This window comes from Gluconobacter aidae, assembly GCF_009547075.1.
Taxonomy (GTDB): Bacteria; Pseudomonadota; Alphaproteobacteria; order Acetobacterales; family Acetobacteraceae; genus Gluconobacter; species Gluconobacter aidae.
The window spans coordinates 34,925-52,446 of record NZ_WIPH01000007.1 but is presented as its reverse complement, the minus strand read 5'-3'; the positions used below and the strand labels follow the sequence as shown (position 1 = coordinate 52,446).

Annotated in this window: 21 protein-coding genes; 12 read left to right on the top strand and 9 right to left on the bottom strand. The window is 64.3% G+C overall.

The window, feature by feature from the left end; translation table 11 throughout:
* Nucleotides 1-47 precede the first annotated feature (47 nt).
* The 6 genes from GFJ39_RS04995 to aat form a co-directional block, all read right to left on the bottom strand.
* Complete coding sequence (locus GFJ39_RS04995) at nt 48-3,314, bottom strand: YhdP family protein (protein ID WP_153430309.1); 3,267 nt, start codon at nt 3,312-3,314, stop codon at nt 48-50.
* A 59-nt stretch (nt 3,315-3,373) separates the two neighbouring features.
* The gene (gene bcp, locus GFJ39_RS04990; RefSeq protein ID WP_153430308.1) at nt 3,374-3,880 is read right to left on the bottom strand and encodes a thioredoxin-dependent thiol peroxidase; all 507 of its coding nucleotides are present in this window, start codon (nt 3,878-3,880) and stop codon (nt 3,374-3,376) included.
* 63 nt (nt 3,881-3,943) lie between these two features.
* Nucleotides 3,944-4,321 carry a hypothetical protein gene (locus tag GFJ39_RS04985; protein WP_153430307.1) on the bottom strand — a complete coding sequence of 126 codons (378 nt, stop codon included), beginning with the start codon at nt 4,319-4,321 and terminating at the stop codon, nt 3,944-3,946.
* Between the two features lie 164 nt (nt 4,322-4,485).
* The gene (locus GFJ39_RS04980) at nt 4,486-5,106 is read right to left on the bottom strand and encodes a hypothetical protein (protein ID WP_153430306.1); all 621 of its coding nucleotides are present in this window, start codon (nt 5,104-5,106) and stop codon (nt 4,486-4,488) included.
* Complete coding sequence (locus GFJ39_RS04975) at nt 5,103-6,020, bottom strand: hypothetical protein (protein ID WP_153430305.1); 918 nt, start codon at nt 6,018-6,020, stop codon at nt 5,103-5,105. Before GFJ39_RS04975 ends, GFJ39_RS04980 begins: the two co-directional genes overlap by 4 nt.
* Nucleotides 6,017-6,694, bottom strand: a complete 678-nt coding sequence (gene aat, locus GFJ39_RS04970; protein WP_228391802.1) for a leucyl/phenylalanyl-tRNA--protein transferase — start codon at nt 6,692-6,694, stop codon at nt 6,017-6,019. The genes GFJ39_RS04975 and aat overlap by 4 nt, the downstream gene beginning before the upstream one ends.
* Nucleotides 6,695-6,800: 106 nt before the next feature.
* On the opposite strand from aat, the gene GFJ39_RS04965 reads away from it, so the two are divergent.
* Nucleotides 6,801-7,004, top strand: coding sequence for a hypothetical protein (locus GFJ39_RS04965; RefSeq protein ID WP_153430303.1), 204 nt, complete (start codon nt 6,801-6,803; stop codon nt 7,002-7,004).
* On the opposite strand, the gene GFJ39_RS04960 is transcribed toward GFJ39_RS04965, so the two are convergent.
* Nucleotides 6,991-7,380: an MAPEG family protein gene (locus tag GFJ39_RS04960; protein ID WP_153430302.1), complete on the bottom strand. Its 390-nt coding sequence runs from the start codon at nt 7,378-7,380 to the stop codon at nt 6,991-6,993. The two genes, GFJ39_RS04965 and GFJ39_RS04960, sit on opposite strands and share 14 nt — an antisense overlap.
* Before the next feature lie 27 nt (nt 7,381-7,407).
* Nucleotides 7,408-8,250: an EcsC family protein gene (locus GFJ39_RS04955; RefSeq protein ID WP_153430301.1), complete on the bottom strand. Its 843-nt coding sequence runs from the start codon at nt 8,248-8,250 to the stop codon at nt 7,408-7,410.
* 142 nt (nt 8,251-8,392) lie between these two features.
* Here GFJ39_RS04955 and GFJ39_RS04950 point away from each other — a divergent pair, with 142 nt between their 5' ends.
* A complete protein-coding gene (locus tag GFJ39_RS04950) occupies nt 8,393-8,911 on the top strand; it encodes a hypothetical protein (RefSeq protein WP_153430300.1) in 519 nt (172 codons plus the stop codon).
* 6 nt (nt 8,912-8,917) lie between these two features.
* On the opposite strand, the gene GFJ39_RS04945 is transcribed toward GFJ39_RS04950, so the two are convergent.
* The gene (locus tag GFJ39_RS04945) at nt 8,918-9,334 is read right to left on the bottom strand and encodes an EVE domain-containing protein (RefSeq protein WP_325062836.1); all 417 of its coding nucleotides are present in this window, start codon (nt 9,332-9,334) and stop codon (nt 8,918-8,920) included.
* A 161-nt stretch (nt 9,335-9,495) separates the two neighbouring features.
* Here GFJ39_RS04945 and GFJ39_RS04940 point away from each other — a divergent pair, with 161 nt between their 5' ends.
* The 10 genes from GFJ39_RS04940 to GFJ39_RS04900 all read left to right on the top strand — a co-directional run bounded on the left by GFJ39_RS04940 (nt 9,496) and on the right by GFJ39_RS04900 (nt 17,485).
* Complete coding sequence (locus tag GFJ39_RS04940; protein WP_325062835.1) at nt 9,496-10,257, top strand: heme ABC transporter permease; 762 nt, start codon at nt 9,496-9,498, stop codon at nt 10,255-10,257.
* A complete protein-coding gene (locus GFJ39_RS14035) occupies nt 10,254-10,421 on the top strand; it encodes a hypothetical protein (RefSeq protein WP_194285294.1) in 168 nt (55 codons plus the stop codon). Before GFJ39_RS04940 ends, GFJ39_RS14035 begins: the two co-directional genes overlap by 4 nt.
* Nucleotides 10,418-10,921 (top strand): cytochrome c maturation protein CcmE, encoded by a 504-nt coding sequence (gene ccmE, locus GFJ39_RS04935; RefSeq protein WP_011253174.1) that lies wholly within the window; start codon nt 10,418-10,420, stop codon nt 10,919-10,921. Before GFJ39_RS14035 ends, ccmE begins: the two co-directional genes overlap by 4 nt.
* A 7-nt stretch (nt 10,922-10,928) precedes the next feature.
* The gene (locus GFJ39_RS04930; protein ID WP_153430299.1) at nt 10,929-12,908 is read left to right on the top strand and encodes a heme lyase CcmF/NrfE family subunit; all 1,980 of its coding nucleotides are present in this window, start codon (nt 10,929-10,931) and stop codon (nt 12,906-12,908) included.
* Nucleotides 12,909-12,920: 12 nt separating this feature from the next.
* Nucleotides 12,921-13,475 (top strand): DsbE family thiol:disulfide interchange protein, encoded by a 555-nt coding sequence (locus tag GFJ39_RS04925; protein ID WP_153430298.1) that lies wholly within the window; start codon nt 12,921-12,923, stop codon nt 13,473-13,475.
* Nucleotides 13,472-13,942 (top strand): cytochrome c-type biogenesis protein, encoded by a 471-nt coding sequence (locus GFJ39_RS04920; RefSeq protein ID WP_153430297.1) that lies wholly within the window; start codon nt 13,472-13,474, stop codon nt 13,940-13,942. The genes GFJ39_RS04925 and GFJ39_RS04920 overlap by 4 nt, the downstream gene beginning before the upstream one ends.
* 5 nt (nt 13,943-13,947) lie before the next feature.
* Nucleotides 13,948-14,688 (top strand): c-type cytochrome biogenesis protein CcmI, encoded by a 741-nt coding sequence (ccmI, locus tag GFJ39_RS04915; RefSeq protein WP_153430296.1) that lies wholly within the window; start codon nt 13,948-13,950, stop codon nt 14,686-14,688.
* Entirely contained in the window at nt 14,685-14,966 is a 282-nt protein-coding gene (locus GFJ39_RS04910; protein WP_325062834.1) for a hypothetical protein, read from the top strand. The genes ccmI and GFJ39_RS04910 overlap by 4 nt, the downstream gene beginning before the upstream one ends.
* A gap of 92 nt (nt 14,967-15,058) precedes the next feature.
* Nucleotides 15,059-15,955, top strand: a complete 897-nt coding sequence (locus GFJ39_RS04905; protein WP_153430295.1) for a DMT family transporter — start codon at nt 15,059-15,061, stop codon at nt 15,953-15,955.
* Between the two features lie 126 nt (nt 15,956-16,081).
* A complete protein-coding gene (locus GFJ39_RS04900; protein ID WP_153430294.1) occupies nt 16,082-17,485 on the top strand; it encodes a class II fumarate hydratase in 1,404 nt (467 codons plus the stop codon).
* The last annotated feature ends 37 nt before the right edge of the window (nt 17,486-17,522 follow it).

Here is a 17,522-nt window from a genome sequence, read left to right as displayed (position 1 = left end):
GAAAATCCCCGGCCTCACGTTACCGGAGCATAACCCCGGCCGCCGACTTAATGAAGGATGCGCCGCATCACGCCCGGCAGCAGCATCGACAGCGGATTGACCGACAGATCCGGCTTCTCGACCGTCCCGTGCAGATCGAACGTCGCCGCCAGCAGGCCGCCCCCCTTTTCGGGAGACAGCAGATGCCCCAGCACCGGCAGCCGCCCTGGCAGCGCATTGAGCCCGAAGAGCGGGACGATCGTCCCGTTCAGGTTCAACTTAGACGTCGTCAGGTCGATCGGCCCTTCCATCGTGGCCCCAAGCGCCTGATTGCCGATCACGCCGTCATGCAGCACCAGCAGGTTCCCCGCCAGGCTCAGACGCGTCGCCAGATGGCTGATCTCGAACCGGTCCAGATGATTGGTCAGCCAGTGCAGCGGCGACAGGTCCGACACCGCCGTCAGCGTCAGAGGCGGCCGCAGGAACTGCGACGGCCCCATTTCCACATGCCCGCGGAACGGCGGCAACCCGCCCCACAACCCGGCAGATTTCGTATTCCGACCTTCCGGCACCTTCCGCACGGTCGTCTCGTCCGGCGTGAACACCCCGTCCAGATGCGTCTGCCCGCCCCGGATACGGTCATACAGCCCCAGACCTTCAAGCAGCGTCCCCAGATTATCGATATCCAGCACGAACGGATGCTCACGCCCCGTATCGGCCAGAACCGCCCGCACCCGCGTCGGCGCATCGAGCGCAAACCGCCCGGATGTCAGATGCCCATTCCGCAGTTCGATCTGCGAGACGACACCTCCCACCTGCGCCTTGGGTCCATAATAGACATGCGGCGCATTCAGACTGATAGACCAGTCATCCCCCATGGACACGCTCTTCTCGCCCGCGTCACCCTGTGACGCGGCAGCGGGTGCTCTCGGCAGATGCGGCGCGAACATCGGCGCCAGATCCAGCGGATCGGCATCGACCGTCACGCCAATCGGCTGATCCGCGCTCTGCGGCAGGGCAATACGCGCATCACCCTCCGTCCTGCCGATCCGGAAGCCCTCAAGCACGATCCCCGTCAGCTTGCCCGCACGGGTCACGCCCCGTCCCGCCACGGAAAGCCCGGTCCCATGTGCCTGCAATCCGTCCAGAACCGACATCCGCCCTTTCTGGAACCCGATATGCACCACCGCCGTCGCAGGCTCGCCCATCGGCTTGGCCCAGATCGGCACCGTCAGCACCGCCTGCGCCATGTCCAGCGACAGTTTCAGATCGGACATCTCATTGGCCTGCTGCACGAAATGCGCATTCAGAACCGCATGCCCGTCAAACAGCCCCCCCGGCGCAATCCGCGCCTTCGCCGTGGATTGCGGGTCCAGAACCGAGCGCGCATCGATCGTCTGCAACACCCGCGACGGCGCACCTTTCTGGAAATTCTCATGCAGCACGACATGTGTGGGAATCCCCGCAAGCCGCCCGTCCCCCGTCAGGTCCAGCCCATCCTCGGTCGCGGACATCTTTCCAGACGCCCCGTCCACCGCATGCCCCATCAGCACATTGCCCAGATGCACGCCGGAAAACGCGGCCTGCGTCCAGACATGAAGCGCCCCGTCCGGAATATGCGCGACCAGCGGCAGCGTCAGACGCACATGCGCGTCCACCATCCCTTCCGGATGCGTGAACGGCAGCGGATGCCGCGCCAGAAGATGCAGCCGCGGATGCGCCAGCACGGACATGAACCCCGCCAGCGGCCCCGTCAGATGCGTGGAAATATCACCGGTCTGATCCTTGGCATACAGATCGCCAATCCGGATCTCCCCATCCGGAAGAAGCACATTCTCCTTCACGCCCGTGGGCTGGACACCCCGGCTCAGATCAATCACGAGCGTCTCCGGCCCGTCGAAATGCAGGGACGCATCCAGGCCCGTCGCGGGCGGAACCGGCCGCAACCAGTTCACCGTCAGCCCACGCCCCGTCAGCTGCCCCTGAACCGAGACCGGCAGGATGCTGTCCGGCCCGTGATCGCCGTGCAGATGGGCTTTGACCTCAAGATCGCGCCCCGTGCCGTCGGTGATGTTCCGGGAAATCCAGCGCCGGCCGCCCTTGATGATGCTGGCCGGCCAGATGGAGCCCAGCGTCGCAAAGCGCACTCCGTCCAGCCCGGCCTCGGCGTCCCCGTCCATCACCTTTGGCTGGCGCAGACTGTCCAGCCTCAGACTGGCCGAGGCATGCACATGCGTCAGCGCACCCGCATTATCCGCCACATCCAGCCCGGCAGACGGCACCGAAACCGTGCCCCCCCCGTCCAGACCCGGGCGATCCATTCGCAGATGCACGCTCGCCTGTCCGGCATGGAGATGAATCGGATCGGCCGTTTTCTGGAAAACCTGTCCGTCGCCCAGCAACAGGTTCAGCGTCAGCTCCGACGGCTGCGCATCCATGCCATGCGGCATAAAGACCGCATCCGCGCCCACCGACACCGGCACATGCCAGGCCGCCGCCAGCGGGCTGAAAACACCAAGCTCCGCAGGTTCGAACGGCGTACTGCCCAGATGCAGCCTGCCGGTATTCCCGACCTGCCTGGCCTGCGCCGTCAGGGTCGTGCGGAACCCGTCGAGCACAACCATCGCCCGGGCCGTCCCCGTCCAGACAAAATCCGGCGAATGGGGCGCCACCCGGATGCGGCGCGCCTGCATCTCGACCGGCCCGATCACGGCGGTCCGCTCCTGCGGCAGTCCGGCCAGTGTGACGGAAACATTGTGGACATCAATCGCCCTCAGCCGGTCCAGCCGCGTCGGCACGCCCCGCCCGCCCCGCTTCTGGTTCGGCAGATCCATGTCCACATCACCATCGGGCAGACGACGCAGGGCCAGCGTGGCATTCTCAAGCCGCAGAGTCCGTGGCGCGATCACGCCCTCGAACAGCGCGCTCAGCGACAGAACCGCATCGGCCTCTTCGGCACGTTCGGCGATCAGATTATCGAAGCGGGTGACTTTCAGTCCGCGCGCCATCAGCACCAGCCCGGCGGGAACGCCGCCCGCCGCAGGCTGCCACTGGATGCGCAGCGTATCCCAGCTCAGACGGCCGGCAGGATGTCCGGGACGCTTGCCCGCCGCGATGGAAACAGGCTCCACGAGATGCGAGACGCGCGTGATGTCCACCGGACCATGCGCCAGCTCCCACAGAAAGACGCTTCCCGCGGCAGCGAGGAGCGCGATGGGCGTGACGCACACCAGCGCCGCCCAGCGCGCGATATGCAGATGCCGGGGAAAATGCGGCCCCGGACAGAAAGGACGCAAATGCCTGCGGGGAAGGCGCGGGAAGTCGGGGACGGCCATAGACGGTCATCGGCGCGTTTCCGGCCTGTCTCCCTCGTAAAAGTTTATGGAGGAAACCCTCAGGCCCCCGCAGAGAGATCCCGGAACGCTTCAGCCACCAGAGCCGCATGGGTCGCAGGCTTCACCCTGCGCCATACGTTCCGGATGATGCCCTGCCCGTCCACCAGGAAGGAGCTGCGCTCCATTCCCATAGAGGTCCGGCCATACATGGATTTCTCAACCCATGTTCCGTAAGCCTCGGCGACGACATGGTCCTCGTCGGAGGCCAGCGGAAACTGAAGCCCGTATTTGGTGGCGAATTTGTCAATTTTCGCCACCGGATCGAGACTGACACCGATGATGGTCAGACCATCGGCGTCAAACTTCGGCAGAACGTCCTGAAGACCGCAGGCCTGCGTGGTGCAGCCCGGCGTATCGGCCTTCGGATAGAAATACAGCAGATAGGGTTTCCCCAGCAGTGCCGCGCTACTGACGGTACGGCCACCCGAAGCTGGAAGCCTGAAATCTGGAGCGCGATCGCCCGGCTGAAGACCTGATGGGTGGGAAAGAGCTGTCATGGACGGCATGATTGCCCGAGCCTTCTGGCACGATCAAGACAAACCGGACGGAAACCGTTCAGTATTCCGATATCAGTAACCCGGATACATGCCCGGATAGACCGGAACCGGCTGTGGCGGCCCGTAAACCACCCGCGGCGGGGGCGCATAGACCACGGCAGGCGGCGCATAGACCACCTGCGGCGGAGGCGGCGGCGGAGGGGCATAAGGCTGCGCCAGAAGCGCGCCACCCACGGCACCCAGAGCCAGACCACCCAGAATCCCGCCCACGATGGCGCCGGAGTGATCGCGATAGCCCCCATGCCAGCCGCCACGCGGCCCGCCATAACCGGGACCAGGACCGCCGCCATGCCAGTGAGCCTGGGCCTGCGGCACCAGAACATTCGGGACGATGGCAGAACCGATCAGCAGGGGAGCAGCCATAAGAACTGCACGTGTGATGCGACGCATGGCGTCTTTCTCCTCGAAACACGTGGACCGGAACCCCCGGATGAAAGGGGTTTTTCCGTCCATGAGAAAGATCATGCCCACTGAAAATGGCAGCAAGAGGCGCCAATCATGGCAGGAGGCGGACAAATTGTAACAGCGTCCACCCCTGCTCCCACCCCACGGCTTCAGCGCGGCGGATCGACGCGGTGGTAACCCGGCGGCGGGTCGAAAATCTCGACGGGCTGCGGCGCGTGGCTGACGGAAACCGCTTCCACGACCGGCTTTCCATCATGCAGCGCCCCGAGCATCAGACCGTCATCCGTGTAACAGAATGTGGTCGGGTGACGGTCGCTGTCCGCGCTTTCCCAGATCGTGCAGGCTTCCCCCGCGATCCTGCCCTGCCCCAGCCTGCGCCACGACCCGGATGCCGGCGTTCCGGGAGCGGAGACCCCCTCACCCGGCGCGGACATGACAGTCGCCGTGCGGTTCGTACCATCCAGCACCATCAGCGTATGCGTGCGGTAATCCGTCAGCATCACAGTCGCCGATCCCTCCGGCTCGACCCGCTGCCGCCACAGCGCGGACGTCCAGCGCATGCGCTGGTGCAGATGCTGCCCGGACGGGCCAGTCAGGACGTAATCGATATCGGCGTCATGCAGCGGCGTCACCAGCGGGGCCGAACCCGGCTCCGGTACGGGCCCCTGAACAGGAGTGGACGGCACATCCGCCGCTGCCCGAAAAGCGCACACAGCCGCCATCAGAACACAGAATGCGCCACCGGCACCGCGCAGAAACGTCAGCCTCATCTGTAATTTCCATCAGCCGGATCGCCGGGCGGCTGATCCGGAGCAGATACGGAACCATCCCCTGAAGAATCATTGGAAACGGAAGGCTGCGTCGTATCCGGCTGGGAAGACTGACCCGGCAAGGGGGCCTCGGGGCCCGGAGTCGTCGTCGCCGGGGCCGGATTGTCCTGGCTCCCGATCACAGGACTATCGGAATCGGACCTCGCGGGGGAAGCCGCCTCGGGTATTGTCGTCTTCATATCGTTCCCCGAAGTTCCCGGCACGGGAGACGGCATCGCACTTCCCGCCTGACTCTGGCGGACTGACCGGACCATCGGCTCCAGAACATGGAATCCAGCCGGCGGCTCAAAGGTCGAGGAAGGAATATCGTGATAAGACACCGAAAGCGCCTTGATCGCCCCTTCCACGCCATCCGCATCCACGCCATTCTCAGCCAGGATGACGCCGTCTTCCGTCACGCAGGCGCTGGCCTTGCCGTGGCTGCTCTGGATGTCCCAGCGCTCACAGGCCACACCCGCCACGGTTTCATGCCCTGCCGGCGTGTACTGCATGTCCAGATCGAGCATGAACGGATTATGAAGGCCGTGGCTGGGATGCAGGCGCGTATAGACATGCTGCTTCATCATCACGAGCGTCACCTGCTGTCGGAGCCGGTCAAGAATCGTGACGCCATTGCCGTCCTGCGAATCAATCCGCAGCAGATCGCCCGCCCCCGAGAACGCCACCTTGACGGTATTGGGCCCGGCCTTGGGCGGCGCGGATGGCGTGGTGAGTTCATAGACAACCGTGACATCGCGCGTCGGCGTCAGGCGGGGATGATCCTCCGCGCGGGCCGGCGTCACCAGACACAGCCCTACCGCCAGCAGCCCGAATGGCGCGGCAGACATGAGGACGGGGCGCGTGAAAACAGTCATGGCGGATCTCCGGCAGGCGCGCGCCCGACAGGCACACGCAGGGACGCAATGGATTCCCGCAGGGCCTGAAGGCTGAAATCGTCAGGCCAGACCGCGTGCACGGTCAGCGCCTGATGAAGCAGGGACAGATAATCCGCCGCCGGAAGCCCGATACCGCCAAGCCCCGTCAGATGAGGCGTGGTGTATTGCGTATCCAGCAGCGTGAACCGCCCCTTGCGCAACCCCGCGACAAGATGGACCAGCGCCACCTTAGAAGCATCCCGTTCCCGCGAAAACATGCTCTCACCGAAAAAAGCCCCTCGCAGCGACACGCCATACAGGCCGCCAACCAGATTTTCGCCATCCCAGACCTCGATGGAATGGGCATTCCCCTGACGGTGCAGCGCACCGTAAAGAGCGCGGATGCGTCCGCTGATCCAAGTTGTCTCCCGCCCTAGAGCAGGCTCCGCACAGGCCAGCATGACCGCATCGAAAGCCCGGTCCGCCGTCACCGTCATTTTGCCGGACATCACCAGCCGCATGAGCTTCCTCGGAACATGCATCCCGTTCAGCGGCATGATCCCGCGCTCTTCAGGCAGGTACCATGAGAGGTCCGCGCTGCCGGCGTCGGGCGCCATGGGAAAGATCCCCGAGGCATAGGCCCGCAGCAGAAGATCCGGCGTGATGTCATCCATGTGAGATACAGTCTTTGCTCGTGTCATGATCCGGAACATCACGGGAAAACATGGCCGTACCAACATCGGACATGATAAGAATGACCCATCGTCAGGGAGACCGCCAGTGCCGCTTGCCTTTATCTATGCCATCATTCTCGTCATTCTCGGCGCGCTGCGTCTCGCAATGCCCGAAGCACATGGCCTGCTGATGACCCTGGCCAAGGTCAGCGCCGTCTGCCTGGTCATCTCCGCACTCGTGGATCTGTGGATGATGCGCAAAGGCGTCGAACCCCCGTCCATGACCGAGGCGTCCTTCACAGCAGACTGATCAGCACCAGGACCAGACCGGCCATCGAGATACCCCAGATCAGACTGCGCACCGGCCCCCAGCCAAACGCGTAGGCTGGCACATAGAGCGTCCGCGCCAGAAAATAGGTCCCCGCTCCCCAGCCCGCCAGCGGGCTGTAACGGCCCGAAACCCAAGCCAGCAGGACCGCTCCGATGAAGATAGGCAGCGTCTCTGCCAGATTGGCCTGTGCCCGCTTCAGCCGTGCCGCCATCCCGGTGTAATGGGGTGCCTCACCGTCCCGGTTGCTGCTCGCCCATTGCAGACCGTCCTGCTGACGGCAGGCGGCGGCGGTGAGGAAAAGCTGGACGACCGCCAGCACCAGTGTCCATCCAAGCCAGACAAGACCGATCGGCATGGGCTTTTCCCCGGAAGATCCTGAAAATCAGGAAAATGTTTCAGATGTGCCCGTTCCCCCTGCGCGCAGGTCGGCAGCCGCTTCCTTAACGGCCAGCCCATGCGTGCGTTCCAGACGGCGGATCGTGAAATGCGCCCGCGCCAGTGCACGGTAATGTGCGAGGAACGCCGCATTGAGCGACGCGCCACACAGCGCACCTGCTACCGGCACCATCTGCAACGCGAATTTGCGCGACAGGCCAATTCCGTAATGTGACGCCACTTCCGCCATCAGCATGACGATCGGCCGTCCGCGCAGCAGCGCCCGCGCCGAGAAGAACCCGAGTTCGCTCTCCTCATCACTCTGACGCGCCGGAAAACTGCGCAGGGCAAAGACTTCCAGACAGGCCCGGCGCGTGTCCTCGTTGCGCAGATCCTCGCCTTCCTCACGGGCAATGCGGGCGATCTCGCGCATGATGGTCAGCGTCGTGAAGCCGACATCCGGCGCCAGACCAAAGATTCCCCCGAAACCGCCCAGCGCGCCGGAGACGGCCACGGCGGCCTGTCCCAGATTTTCGCGCATGGGATCACGGGACGGCGTCGGGGCGTCATTATCGATCCCCAGAACGGCAATCCGAAAAGCCCGCTCAATAGCGATTTCAGCCGCGTTATGGAACTTTTCCTGCACCGATGGCGCCAGTCCGAGCCCCTGCATACCGAGTCGCGTGGCCTGTCCGACGGCGCCGCCCATCAGGTCTGCAAGACGCACGAGGACCCCACGGCCCTGCTCCACCTTTTCGAGAACCGACTGAAGCTGGGCCAGGGAATCTCCGTCCAGCGCCATCGATGCGAATTCGCTGGTCGGAAGCTGCGTGTCATTCACTGCGGTCATGACGATCAAAACTCCTGTTCGTAAGACCCGAAACCGTTTACCGGATAGCAGGTTTCATATCCTAACATGGCACCATCATGGGGATATCGGCTCCATAAGACTACCCAGAGAGGCTACCGTCGGGGTGAGGAGAATTACACCAATGACCGCATTATCGCGCTGGATCCTGTCTGCCCCGCTGGCCGTCAGCCTCCTCGTTCCGGCCGCTTTTCCGGCGTTTGCCGCCTCCGGACATCCCCGTCACCATGCCACGCATGGCACGGCCAATCTGCCGCAGATGGGCCCGACATCTGGCCAGATTGTCGGCGCACCGGCCAAGCCGCTGACTCCGGCGCAGCAGTCTGCCCTCCCTGATGAAGGCGCGCCGCCGCCGCCACATGGCTATACCGAAGTAGAAGACTCGGAAGCGGCTCTCGCCAGTTACAGCGATCGCGTCCGCACTCATCTTCCGGTCGGCATGCCCGGCACGAACGCGCAGCAGAAGACCAACGGCACCAACAACCTGCCGTCCCATTTCTCGCTGTTCGGCATGCCAGTGAAGTTCAACGCCCCGGTGCAATCCCCCTATGAGGACGAAGACTCTCCCACGAGCTACGCCGGACATCCCGTCAACGGCCAGACGAACATCCTCGTGAATGGCGACTCCTCCGCCATTCACTGATCCCCCTCAGGGGCGCGTCCAGCCCCCGATCCGCGTCAGATGGCGGAACTCCGCCTCCGTCACCGGCGCCACGGACAGTCGGGACTGCTTCAATAGCGCCATCTCCGCCAGAGCCGGATCAGCCTTGATATCAGCCAGGCTTACGGGATGGACAAACGCCCCCATCGCCTTCACATCCACACAGACCCAGCGCGGATCCTCCGCCGTCGGGTCCGGATAGGCTTCCCGCACCACTTCAACCACGCCGACAATGCGTTTTTCGCTGACGGAGTGGTAAAAAAGCGCCAGATCGCCGTTTTTCATCGCCGCGAGATTGTTGCGCGCCTGATAGTTCCGGACACCCGTCCACGGCTCCACATCATTATGAGCCTGTTGAGCCCATGAAAACGCCTCGGGCTCCGATTTCACCAGCCAGTACGCCACGGTTCACTCCTGCTGCATGGGCATTTGACGCTCATTTCCGTGAAACGTGATAACAGTGATCGGAACAATGGGACAACGCGCCTCTTCCGAATATGATTGCTTCGGACTATTTCAAGAGGAACCAATCGCCGCGTCGCCACTCTGCCGAGGTCCCTGTCCCAGTGCGCCCTACCCCAAACCTGCTCCATCGCTATGCCAATCCGGGGCAGTTCCTGCGTCTGGCGCATGCGCTTCTGCCCTGGCTGAGCAGCGGCGCCATCCTTTTTCTGGTCGTCGGCGTCATCTGGGGCCTGTTCATCGCTCCAGCCGACTGGCAGCAGGGCGACACTGTGCGCATCATGTATGTGCATGTCCCCATGGCCTGGCTGGCATCGTCCTGCTACCTCGGGCTTGCGATCTGCGGCGTACTCTCGCTGGTCTGGCGCCATCCGCTGGCGGATCTCGCCGCCATCGAGATCGGACCCGTCGGCGCCTGCGCCGCCGCCCTGTGCCTGATTACCGGCTCGCTCTGGGGTGAGCCAATGTGGGGCACGTGGTGGGTATGGGACGCACGCCTGACCTCGATGCTGGTGCTGTTCTTCCTGTATCTGGGCCATATCGCCCTGATCCGCGCCTTCGATGAACCGGCCCGGGGCCAGCGCGCCGCCGCGATCCTCGCTCTGGCCGGCGTGATCGACCTGCCGATCATCAAGTTCAGCGTCCAGTGGTGGAACACCCTGCACCAGCCCGACAGCATCACCCTGACCGGCGCACCGACCATGTCCATGATGATGCTCTGGCCGCTGCTGATCTGCACGATCGGCTTCACGCTCGGTGTCGCAGCCGTCATCTTCACCCGGCTCAGCGCCGCCATCCATGAAAGCCGCGCGCGCCAGCTTCTGGCCCGTTCGCGCCTCGACCGCAGGGACAGCCAAGTCGCATGATGCACCTCCCGAACCACTGGCCCTACATCGCGGCCTCCTATGCCCTGACTCTGGGTTGCTCGCTCGTCCTCGGCATCAGTGCCGCCCTGCGCCTTCGGAAGTCCAAGGCCCGTCTGGCCGCCGTTGAGGGCCATGCCCGCCGCCGTGAAAGGTCAGCATCATGACCCGCAAGACCCGTCGCCTCTGGATCGTCATTGCCTGTCTGGCCTGTGTCGGCTCCGCCGCCGCCCTGACCCTGCGGGCATTCTCGTCCAACATCGTGTTCTTCATGGCGCCCTCGCAGGTGAAGGCCAATCCACCTTCGCCGGACCGCACCATCCGCCTCGGCGGCATGGTCATGGCCGGCAGCCTGCACCGCATCAACGAGAACGGCACCCCCGTGAACGCTTTCGAAGTCACGGACGGGCAGGCCGCGGTCGAGGTCCATTACACCGGCATCCTCCCCGACCTGTTCCGCGAAGGGCAGAGCGTCGTCGCCCTCGGCACCGTCCAGAAAGACGGCGGCTTCACGGCCAGCGAAGTCCTTGCCAAGCATGACGAGACCTACATGCCCAAGGAAGTCGCGGACGAACTCAAGCGCACCGGCAAATGGGACCCGCGCTTCGGCAAGGCCCCGGACGCCTCAAGCTGGGACACCATGACCGCAAAGAAAGCAGGGGGCTGACCGCCTGATGTTCGGACCTGAACAGGGCCATTTCGCCCTGGCCCTCGCCTGCGTGCTCGCCCTCGTGCAGTTCGCCGTCCCGCTCTGGGGCGCAAACCGCCGCGATGCCCGTCTCGTGGGGCTCGCGCCCTATCTCGCGGTCTCGCAGCTCATTGCGCTGGGCTATTCGTTCCTGTGCCTTGTCATGTGCGCCGTCAGCGACGATTTCTCGGTCCAGAACGTCGCGGCAAACTCCGCCGTCTCCAAGCCGCTGCTCTATAAGATCACCGGCGTCTGGGGCAATCACGAAGGCTCCGTCCTGCTCTGGACGCTGATCCTCGCGATCTGCGGCGGCGCGGTGTCGCTGTTCGGCCGCAACCTGCCGGACATCCTGCGCGGGCGCGTTCTGGCCATTCTCGGTGGTGTCTCCGCCGGGTTCCAGATGTTCTGCCTGCTGACATCCGATCCGTTCGACCGCGTCTTCCCGGCACCGATGGACGGTCAGGGCATGAACCCGCTTCTTCAGGACCCCGGCCTCGCCTTCCACCCGCCCATTCTCTACACCGGCTATGTCGGTTTCGCCGTCCCCTTCGCCTTTGCCGTCGCCGCCCTGATCGAAGGCCGCGTCGATGCGGCATGGGGCCGCTGGGTCCGTCCCTGGGCCGTGGCGGCCTGGTGCTTCCTGACCTGCGGCATCGCGCTGGGCTCCTGGTGGTCCTATTATGTGCTGGGCTGGGGCGGATACTGGTTCTGGGACCCGGTGGAAAACGCCTCCCTCATTCCCTGGTTGACGGGCACCGCCCTCGTGCATTCCGCCATCGTCGTGGAAAAACGCGAAGGTCTGAAGATCTGGACGGTCCTGCTGGCCATCGCGACGTTCTCATTCTCGCTGTCGGGTACGTTCCTCGTGCGTTCGGGCATCCTGAACTCGGTCCACGCCTTCGCCAACGATCCCGCGCGCGGCGTGTTCATCCTGGCCCTGCTCGCCATCGTCATCGGCGGCTCGCTCGCCCTGTTTGCGTGGCGTGCGCCGTCCCTCACCTCGACCGGCCTGTTCTCGCCGATCTCGCGTGAAGGCTCGCTGGTCCTGAACAACATCCTGCTCTGCTCGATCTGCGCCGTGGTCGTGACGGGCACGATGTACCCGCCCTTCATGCAGCTTCTGGCCGGACGGACGATCTCCGTCGGCAAGCCGTTCTTCGACGCCGCCACGATCCCGTTGACCCTGCCGCTCCTGCTGGCCATGGGTGTCGGCACAGCCCTGCCGTGGAAACGCGCACAACTCGCCCGGACCTTCTCGCATCTCTATGCCGCCGCCGGCATCGCCGCGATCGGGCTGGTCCTGTGCTTCTGGAAGCTCTCCGGTGTCCTGCCCATCGCCTGCGGCGCGCTCGCCATCTGGGTCATCGCGGCCTCCGCCTCCGACGTTCTGCGCCGGATCGGCATGGGTCATACCTCCGCTCAGGGCGTGTGGGAGCGCATGAAGCACCTGCCGCGCTCAAGCTGGGGCGCGGCTCTCGCCCATATCGGCGCAGGCATCACCGTGCTCGGCCTGTGCGGCATGTCCCAGGCGCAGCACGCCATCGTCGAAGTCCATATCGGCGAGACGCGCTCTCTGGCCGGAGATGACTGGACCCTGCTGGACGTGCACGACTATATCGGGCCGAACTACAAGGCCATGCAGGCGGACATCGCCATCCGCCATAACGGCAAACTCGTGACGATCCTGCATCCTGAAAAGCGCGATTTCACGACGCAGAGCCAGACCACGACCGAAGTTGCGATCCACACCAATTTCATCACCGATCTGTACGGCGTGGTGGGCGACCGTCACGGTAAGGGCAAGAACACGACCTATGTCCTGCGCCTGCACCGCAATCCGCTCGCGCCCTGGATGTGGCTGGGCGGACTGGTGATGGCGATCGGCGGCGCGTTCTCGCTGTCTGACCGCCGGATGCGGATCGGCGCGCCCAAGCGTGCCGCCGCCCGCAACATGGCCCGCGCCTGAGGGGAGAGAGACATGAACGCAACACGACGCGGCATCCTCACGGCCGTGCCCATCATCGGCGCGGGTGTCCTCGGCGTCGGGTTCTGGCGGATGCTGAGCGACATGCGCAGCGGCGCTTTCGACCCACGCGCCGTCAAGAACCCCAATGTCGGCAAGCCAATCCCGAGCTTCGCCATGCCGGGCCTCCCCGGCCTTGGCGACGGCTTTACGGATGCGGAACTCAAAGCCCAGCACCGCCCGGTTCTGGTCAACTTCTTCGCGTCGTGGTGCATTCCCTGCGTGGCGGAAATGCCGGGCCTGCGCGCCATTTCGCGCAACATGCCGATCTGGGGCATCGCCTATGAGGACAAGCCCGAAAACGCCAGCGCCTTCATCCAGCGCGACGGCTCGCCTTACGCCCGCGTCGCTTCCGATCGGCATGGCCGCGTGGCGATCGACTGGGGCGTGACCGGCGTGCCCGAGAGCTTTCTGGTAGCACCCGGCGGCCGTATCATCTGGCATGGAAGTGCGGCCCTCGATCCCCAGATCTACGAGGCGGAAATCCGTCCGAGGCTGGCCGGACTATGAAGGGCTCCAGACGCTTCCCGGCGCTGCTACTCGCGGCTGGCCTGATCGGTGGCGGCGTGGCCCTCGCCGTGGACGATCCCGCCGAAATGCTGCCGAACCCGGCCCAGGAAAAGCGGGCCGAAGCCATCGGCGCGCATCTGCGCTGCCTTGTCTGTCAGAACGAGAGCATTGAGGACAGCAGTGCCCCCCTCGCCCGCGACCTGCGCAAGGTCGTCCGCGAGCAGGTCTCGGCCGGGAAATCCGATCAGCAGATCATGAACTGGATGACCGAACGCTACGGCGAATTCATCCGTCTGGCCCCACGGTTTTCATGGTCCACCGCTCTGCTCTGGCTGATGCCGGCGCTCGCGCTGGTGGCCGGACTTGTCATTGCATGGCGTGCGACCAAACACCGCACCGTCGTCACGCCCGCGCCGCTCACGGATGACGAGCGCGCGCGTCTGGATGCCCTTTCGGGCCGGGAGTAGACTTTTTGTTCTGGTTGGGAATCCTGATAATCACGGCGGTGGCCCTGTGTCCCGCATTTCTGGGGCTGCGCACCCTGCGCCGGCGCGTCAACGCGCGTGACTCCGCTCTCGCCCTCTATCGCGGACAGCTTGGCGATCTGGAGCGCGACCATGCTCTCGCCCTCATCAATGACGAGGAATATCAGGCCGCCCGTCTGGAAGTTCAGCGCCGCCTGCTGGCCACGGATGGCGAAGCCGCCGTCGAGGACCTGAACGCCGAGCCCGCAAAACGCAGCCGTATCCTGCCGCTCGCAGCCGTCGGGATCGGCATTCCGGTTCTCGCCTTCGCGCTCTATATCGTCAACGGTCATCCCTCCCTTCCGCCCCAGCCCCTGAGCGGACGGCAGACAGGTCCGGACGCGAAGAGCCTGCAGATGATCCACAAGCTTCAGGCCCAGGTCTCCACCATCCCCCCCGGATCACCGACCTATGCGACCGGGCATTTCCTTCTGGGGCAGATCGAAGCAAGATCCGGCATGACGGATGAGGCGATCCGGGACTGGAAAGCTGCTCTGAACGCGCATTTCGAGCCCGAACTCGCCATCCGCCTTGCCGAGCTTGAAAGTCGCAACGGCAGCCATATCTCTGGTGAGAGCCTTGACCTCTATCGCCGCGCCCTGGCGGCGGCACCGGCCGATGCGCCCTGGCGTATGGCCGTGGAAGCGCGTATCGCGGTCGGCGAACATCAGGAGAATAACGGTCAGTGAGAAAACCCGAAGCCAACGCCATCGCGCTGTGCCCCGTCTGCCGCCAGCCCATGCGCCCGACCTCGGAAAAATGTCCCAGTTGCGGGGCGGAACGCCATTACGGTCCGCGCGGCCTCGAATCCGCCGTCTGCGCCTTCGCCGGAATGGTCCTGCTCGCGGCGCTCTCGACCCTGCTGCTGCCGATCTCGCTGTGGACGATCATGTTCGCCGCCATCGGCCTGGTGGCCGGTTTTCTCTTCTCCCACAACCGTTTCAGCGGCGATCGCTGGCTGAAATAATATCCCGTCTGGCCCGGACCGGGGCCTGATCCGGCCATCCCGTTTCCGACGCTCTCTTCCCGGATCCGGAACATTCCTGCTAATGGGCATGAATGACACATTCCTCCGGACGCTCCCTGCCCTTTTTCGTCGCCGTGGCTATCCTGTCCTGGGCGAGTGCCTATCCCGTCGTCCGGATTGCCCTGCATGATTTTGCGCCCGTGCCCCTGGCCGCACTGCGCTACGCCGTCGCAGCCCTCATGGCGGCTCTCTGGCTTTTCTGGAAACGCCCCGCTCGCCCCCTGAGCACCGATATTCCCCAGATTCTGGCCTGCGGCATGATCGGAATCATGCTCTACAACATCCTGTTCAACTGCGGAGAAATGACCGTCTCGTCCGGAGCCGCCAGCCTTCTCATCAGTGCGGCGCCGTTGATGGCGGGACTGCTGGCCATGATGTTCCTCGGCGAGCGCATGTCCCGCTGGGGCTGGGCCGGATCGATTCTGAGCTTCAGCGGCGTCGCCATGATCGCCAAGGGACAGGGCGGCGGCCTGTCCTTTGGCTCCGGCGCGACCCTGGTCTTTGGCGCGGCTGTCTGCGCGGCGTTTTACACGATCCTTCAGAAGGGCCTGATCCGCCGCTACGGCGCCCTCCCCACCATCGCCTATGTCCTGATTTCCGGTGCGATTTTCCTCACTCCATGGCTGCCTCAGGGCCTCACGAGCTTCTCCCATGCCTCATGGCAGGGACAGGCCGCCGTGCTGGAGCTTGGCATTTTCCCGGCGGCGTTCGGCTATGCCGCCTGGGGGTTCGTCATCGGCCATCTCGGCGCTTCGCGGGGTGCGGCGCTGCTCTATCTTCTGCCGCCCGTGACGATGGTTCTGGCCTATTTCCTCACCGGCGAAATCCCCTCCCTGCGGACCCTGATCGGCGGCGCGGTCGTCATGACCGGTGTGATCCTGACCAATACCTATGGCCGCCACCCGGTGGCCCAGATCGTGGAATCCTGAAACCGTTCCCTTGCTGTGGCGACATCTGGATTTTCCATGGCTGTGTTCCTTTGTCCTGCGGCGATTGTGCGATAATTTCCCGCAAGACATGAGCCGGATCACACGCAGGAAAGCCGAAAACAGACAATGAGCCGTACCGAAACCGATGGCATGGGCCCGATCGACGTCGCTGACGATGTGCTGTGGGGCGCGCAGACGCAGCGCTCCCTGAAATATTTCAGCATCGGCCGCGAACTGATGCCGCATGAAATGATCGAAGCCTATGCGATCATGAAGCGCGCCTGCGCCACGGCCAATGCCGCCAGCGGCCGCCTGTCGCAGGAGCGGGCGGATCTGATACACATTGTCTGCGACGAGATCATCAGGGGCGAACATGACCGGATGTTCCCGCTCCATGTCTGGATGACGGGCTCGGGCACGCAGTTCAACATGAACGTCAATGAAGTGATCGCAAATCGTGGCTGTCAGATCACCGGAAATCCACTGGGCAGCAAGACGCCGCTGCACCCGAACGATCACGTCAACATGTCGCAGTCCACCAACTGCAACTTCCCGACCGCCATGCATATCGCGGCCGTTCTCGGTACGCATCGCCGTCTGATCCCGGCCCTGACGCGCCTGCGGGACGCCATGGCCGCCAAGGCAGAAGAATGGCGCGATCTGGTCAAGGTCGGCCGCACGCATCTTCAGGATGCCGTCCCCATCACGCTGGGTCAGGAATGGCACGGCTATACGGGAATGCTGACGGACAATATCGCCCGCCTGGAACAGGCCCGCGATGGTCTGTTCCCGCTCGCCCTCGGTGGTACGGCACTTGGCACGGGCGTCAGCACGGATGAAGGCTTCGACCGTCGCGCGTGTACGGAAATCGCCCGCCTGACGGGCCTCGGCTTCGCGGCTGGCGAGAACAAATTCGCTCTTCAGGGTGCCCATGACGCCCTTGTGCATCTGTCGGGAGCGCTGCGCACAACAGCGGGCAGCCTGTTCAAGATCGCCAACGACATCCGCCTGCTCGCCTGCGGCCCGCGCGCCGGTCTGGGCGAGCTGCACCTGCCGGAGAACGAGCCCGGCTCCTCCATCATGCCGGGCAAGATCAACCCGACACAGGCCGAAGCCCTTGCCATGCTGGCCCTTCAGGTCATGAGCAACGACGTCGCGGTCGGCCTCGGCGGGGCAGCGGGCATGCTGGACATGAATGTCTACAAGCCGCTCATGATCCACAACATCATGCAGGGCATCACGCTTCTGCATGATGGGTCAGAAAATTTCCGCCGCTTCCTCGTCGAGGGCACAAAGGCCAATACCGACAAGCTGAAACAGGATCTGGAACGCTCGCTCGTCCTCGTCACGGCACTCTCGCCCGCAATCGGCTATGACCGCGCCTCGAAGGTCGCGCATCACGCCATGGAAAAGGATCTGAGCCCGCGTGACGCCGCGCTGGAACTCGGTTTCATGACCTCGGAAGAGTATGACCGCTTCGCCGATCCGCGCCTGATGCTGCGTCCCAACATCACGCCCCCCAAGGCCTGACAAGTTCCGGGCCTCCTACGCTGCCGCATGACGAAAA

Coding starts and splice junctions, on each gene's coding strand:
- GFJ39_RS04985 (WP_153430307.1), bottom strand. CDS start 4,321: ATGCGTCGCATCACACGTGCAGTTCTTATGGCTGCTCCCCTGCTGATC.
- ccmE (WP_011253174.1), top strand. CDS start 10,418: ATGACCCGCAAGACCCGTCGCCTCTGGATCGTCATTGCCTGTCTGGCC.
- bcp (WP_153430308.1), bottom strand. CDS start 3,880: ATGCCGTCCATGACAGCTCTTTCCCACCCATCAGGTCTTCAGCCGGGC.
- GFJ39_RS04995 (WP_153430309.1), bottom strand. CDS start 3,314: ATGGCCGTCCCCGACTTCCCGCGCCTTCCCCGCAGGCATTTGCGTCCT.
- GFJ39_RS04925 (WP_153430298.1), top strand. CDS start 12,921: ATGAACGCAACACGACGCGGCATCCTCACGGCCGTGCCCATCATCGGC.
- aat (WP_228391802.1), bottom strand. CDS start 6,694: ATGGATGACATCACGCCGGATCTTCTGCTGCGGGCCTATGCCTCGGGG.
- GFJ39_RS04960 (WP_153430302.1), bottom strand. CDS start 7,380: ATGCCGATCGGTCTTGTCTGGCTTGGATGGACACTGGTGCTGGCGGTC.
- GFJ39_RS04905 (WP_153430295.1), top strand. CDS start 15,059: ATGACACATTCCTCCGGACGCTCCCTGCCCTTTTTCGTCGCCGTGGCT.
- GFJ39_RS04930 (WP_153430299.1), top strand. CDS start 10,929: ATGTTCGGACCTGAACAGGGCCATTTCGCCCTGGCCCTCGCCTGCGTG.
- GFJ39_RS04900 (WP_153430294.1), top strand. CDS start 16,082: ATGAGCCGTACCGAAACCGATGGCATGGGCCCGATCGACGTCGCTGAC.
- GFJ39_RS04975 (WP_153430305.1), bottom strand. CDS start 6,020: ATGACTGTTTTCACGCGCCCCGTCCTCATGTCTGCCGCGCCATTCGGG.
- GFJ39_RS04955 (WP_153430301.1), bottom strand. CDS start 8,250: ATGACCGCAGTGAATGACACGCAGCTTCCGACCAGCGAATTCGCATCG.
- GFJ39_RS04980 (WP_153430306.1), bottom strand. CDS start 5,106: ATGAGGCTGACGTTTCTGCGCGGTGCCGGTGGCGCATTCTGTGTTCTG.
- GFJ39_RS14035 (WP_194285294.1), top strand. CDS start 10,254: ATGATGCACCTCCCGAACCACTGGCCCTACATCGCGGCCTCCTATGCC.
- GFJ39_RS04920 (WP_153430297.1), top strand. CDS start 13,472: ATGAAGGGCTCCAGACGCTTCCCGGCGCTGCTACTCGCGGCTGGCCTG.
- GFJ39_RS04950 (WP_153430300.1), top strand. CDS start 8,393: ATGACCGCATTATCGCGCTGGATCCTGTCTGCCCCGCTGGCCGTCAGC.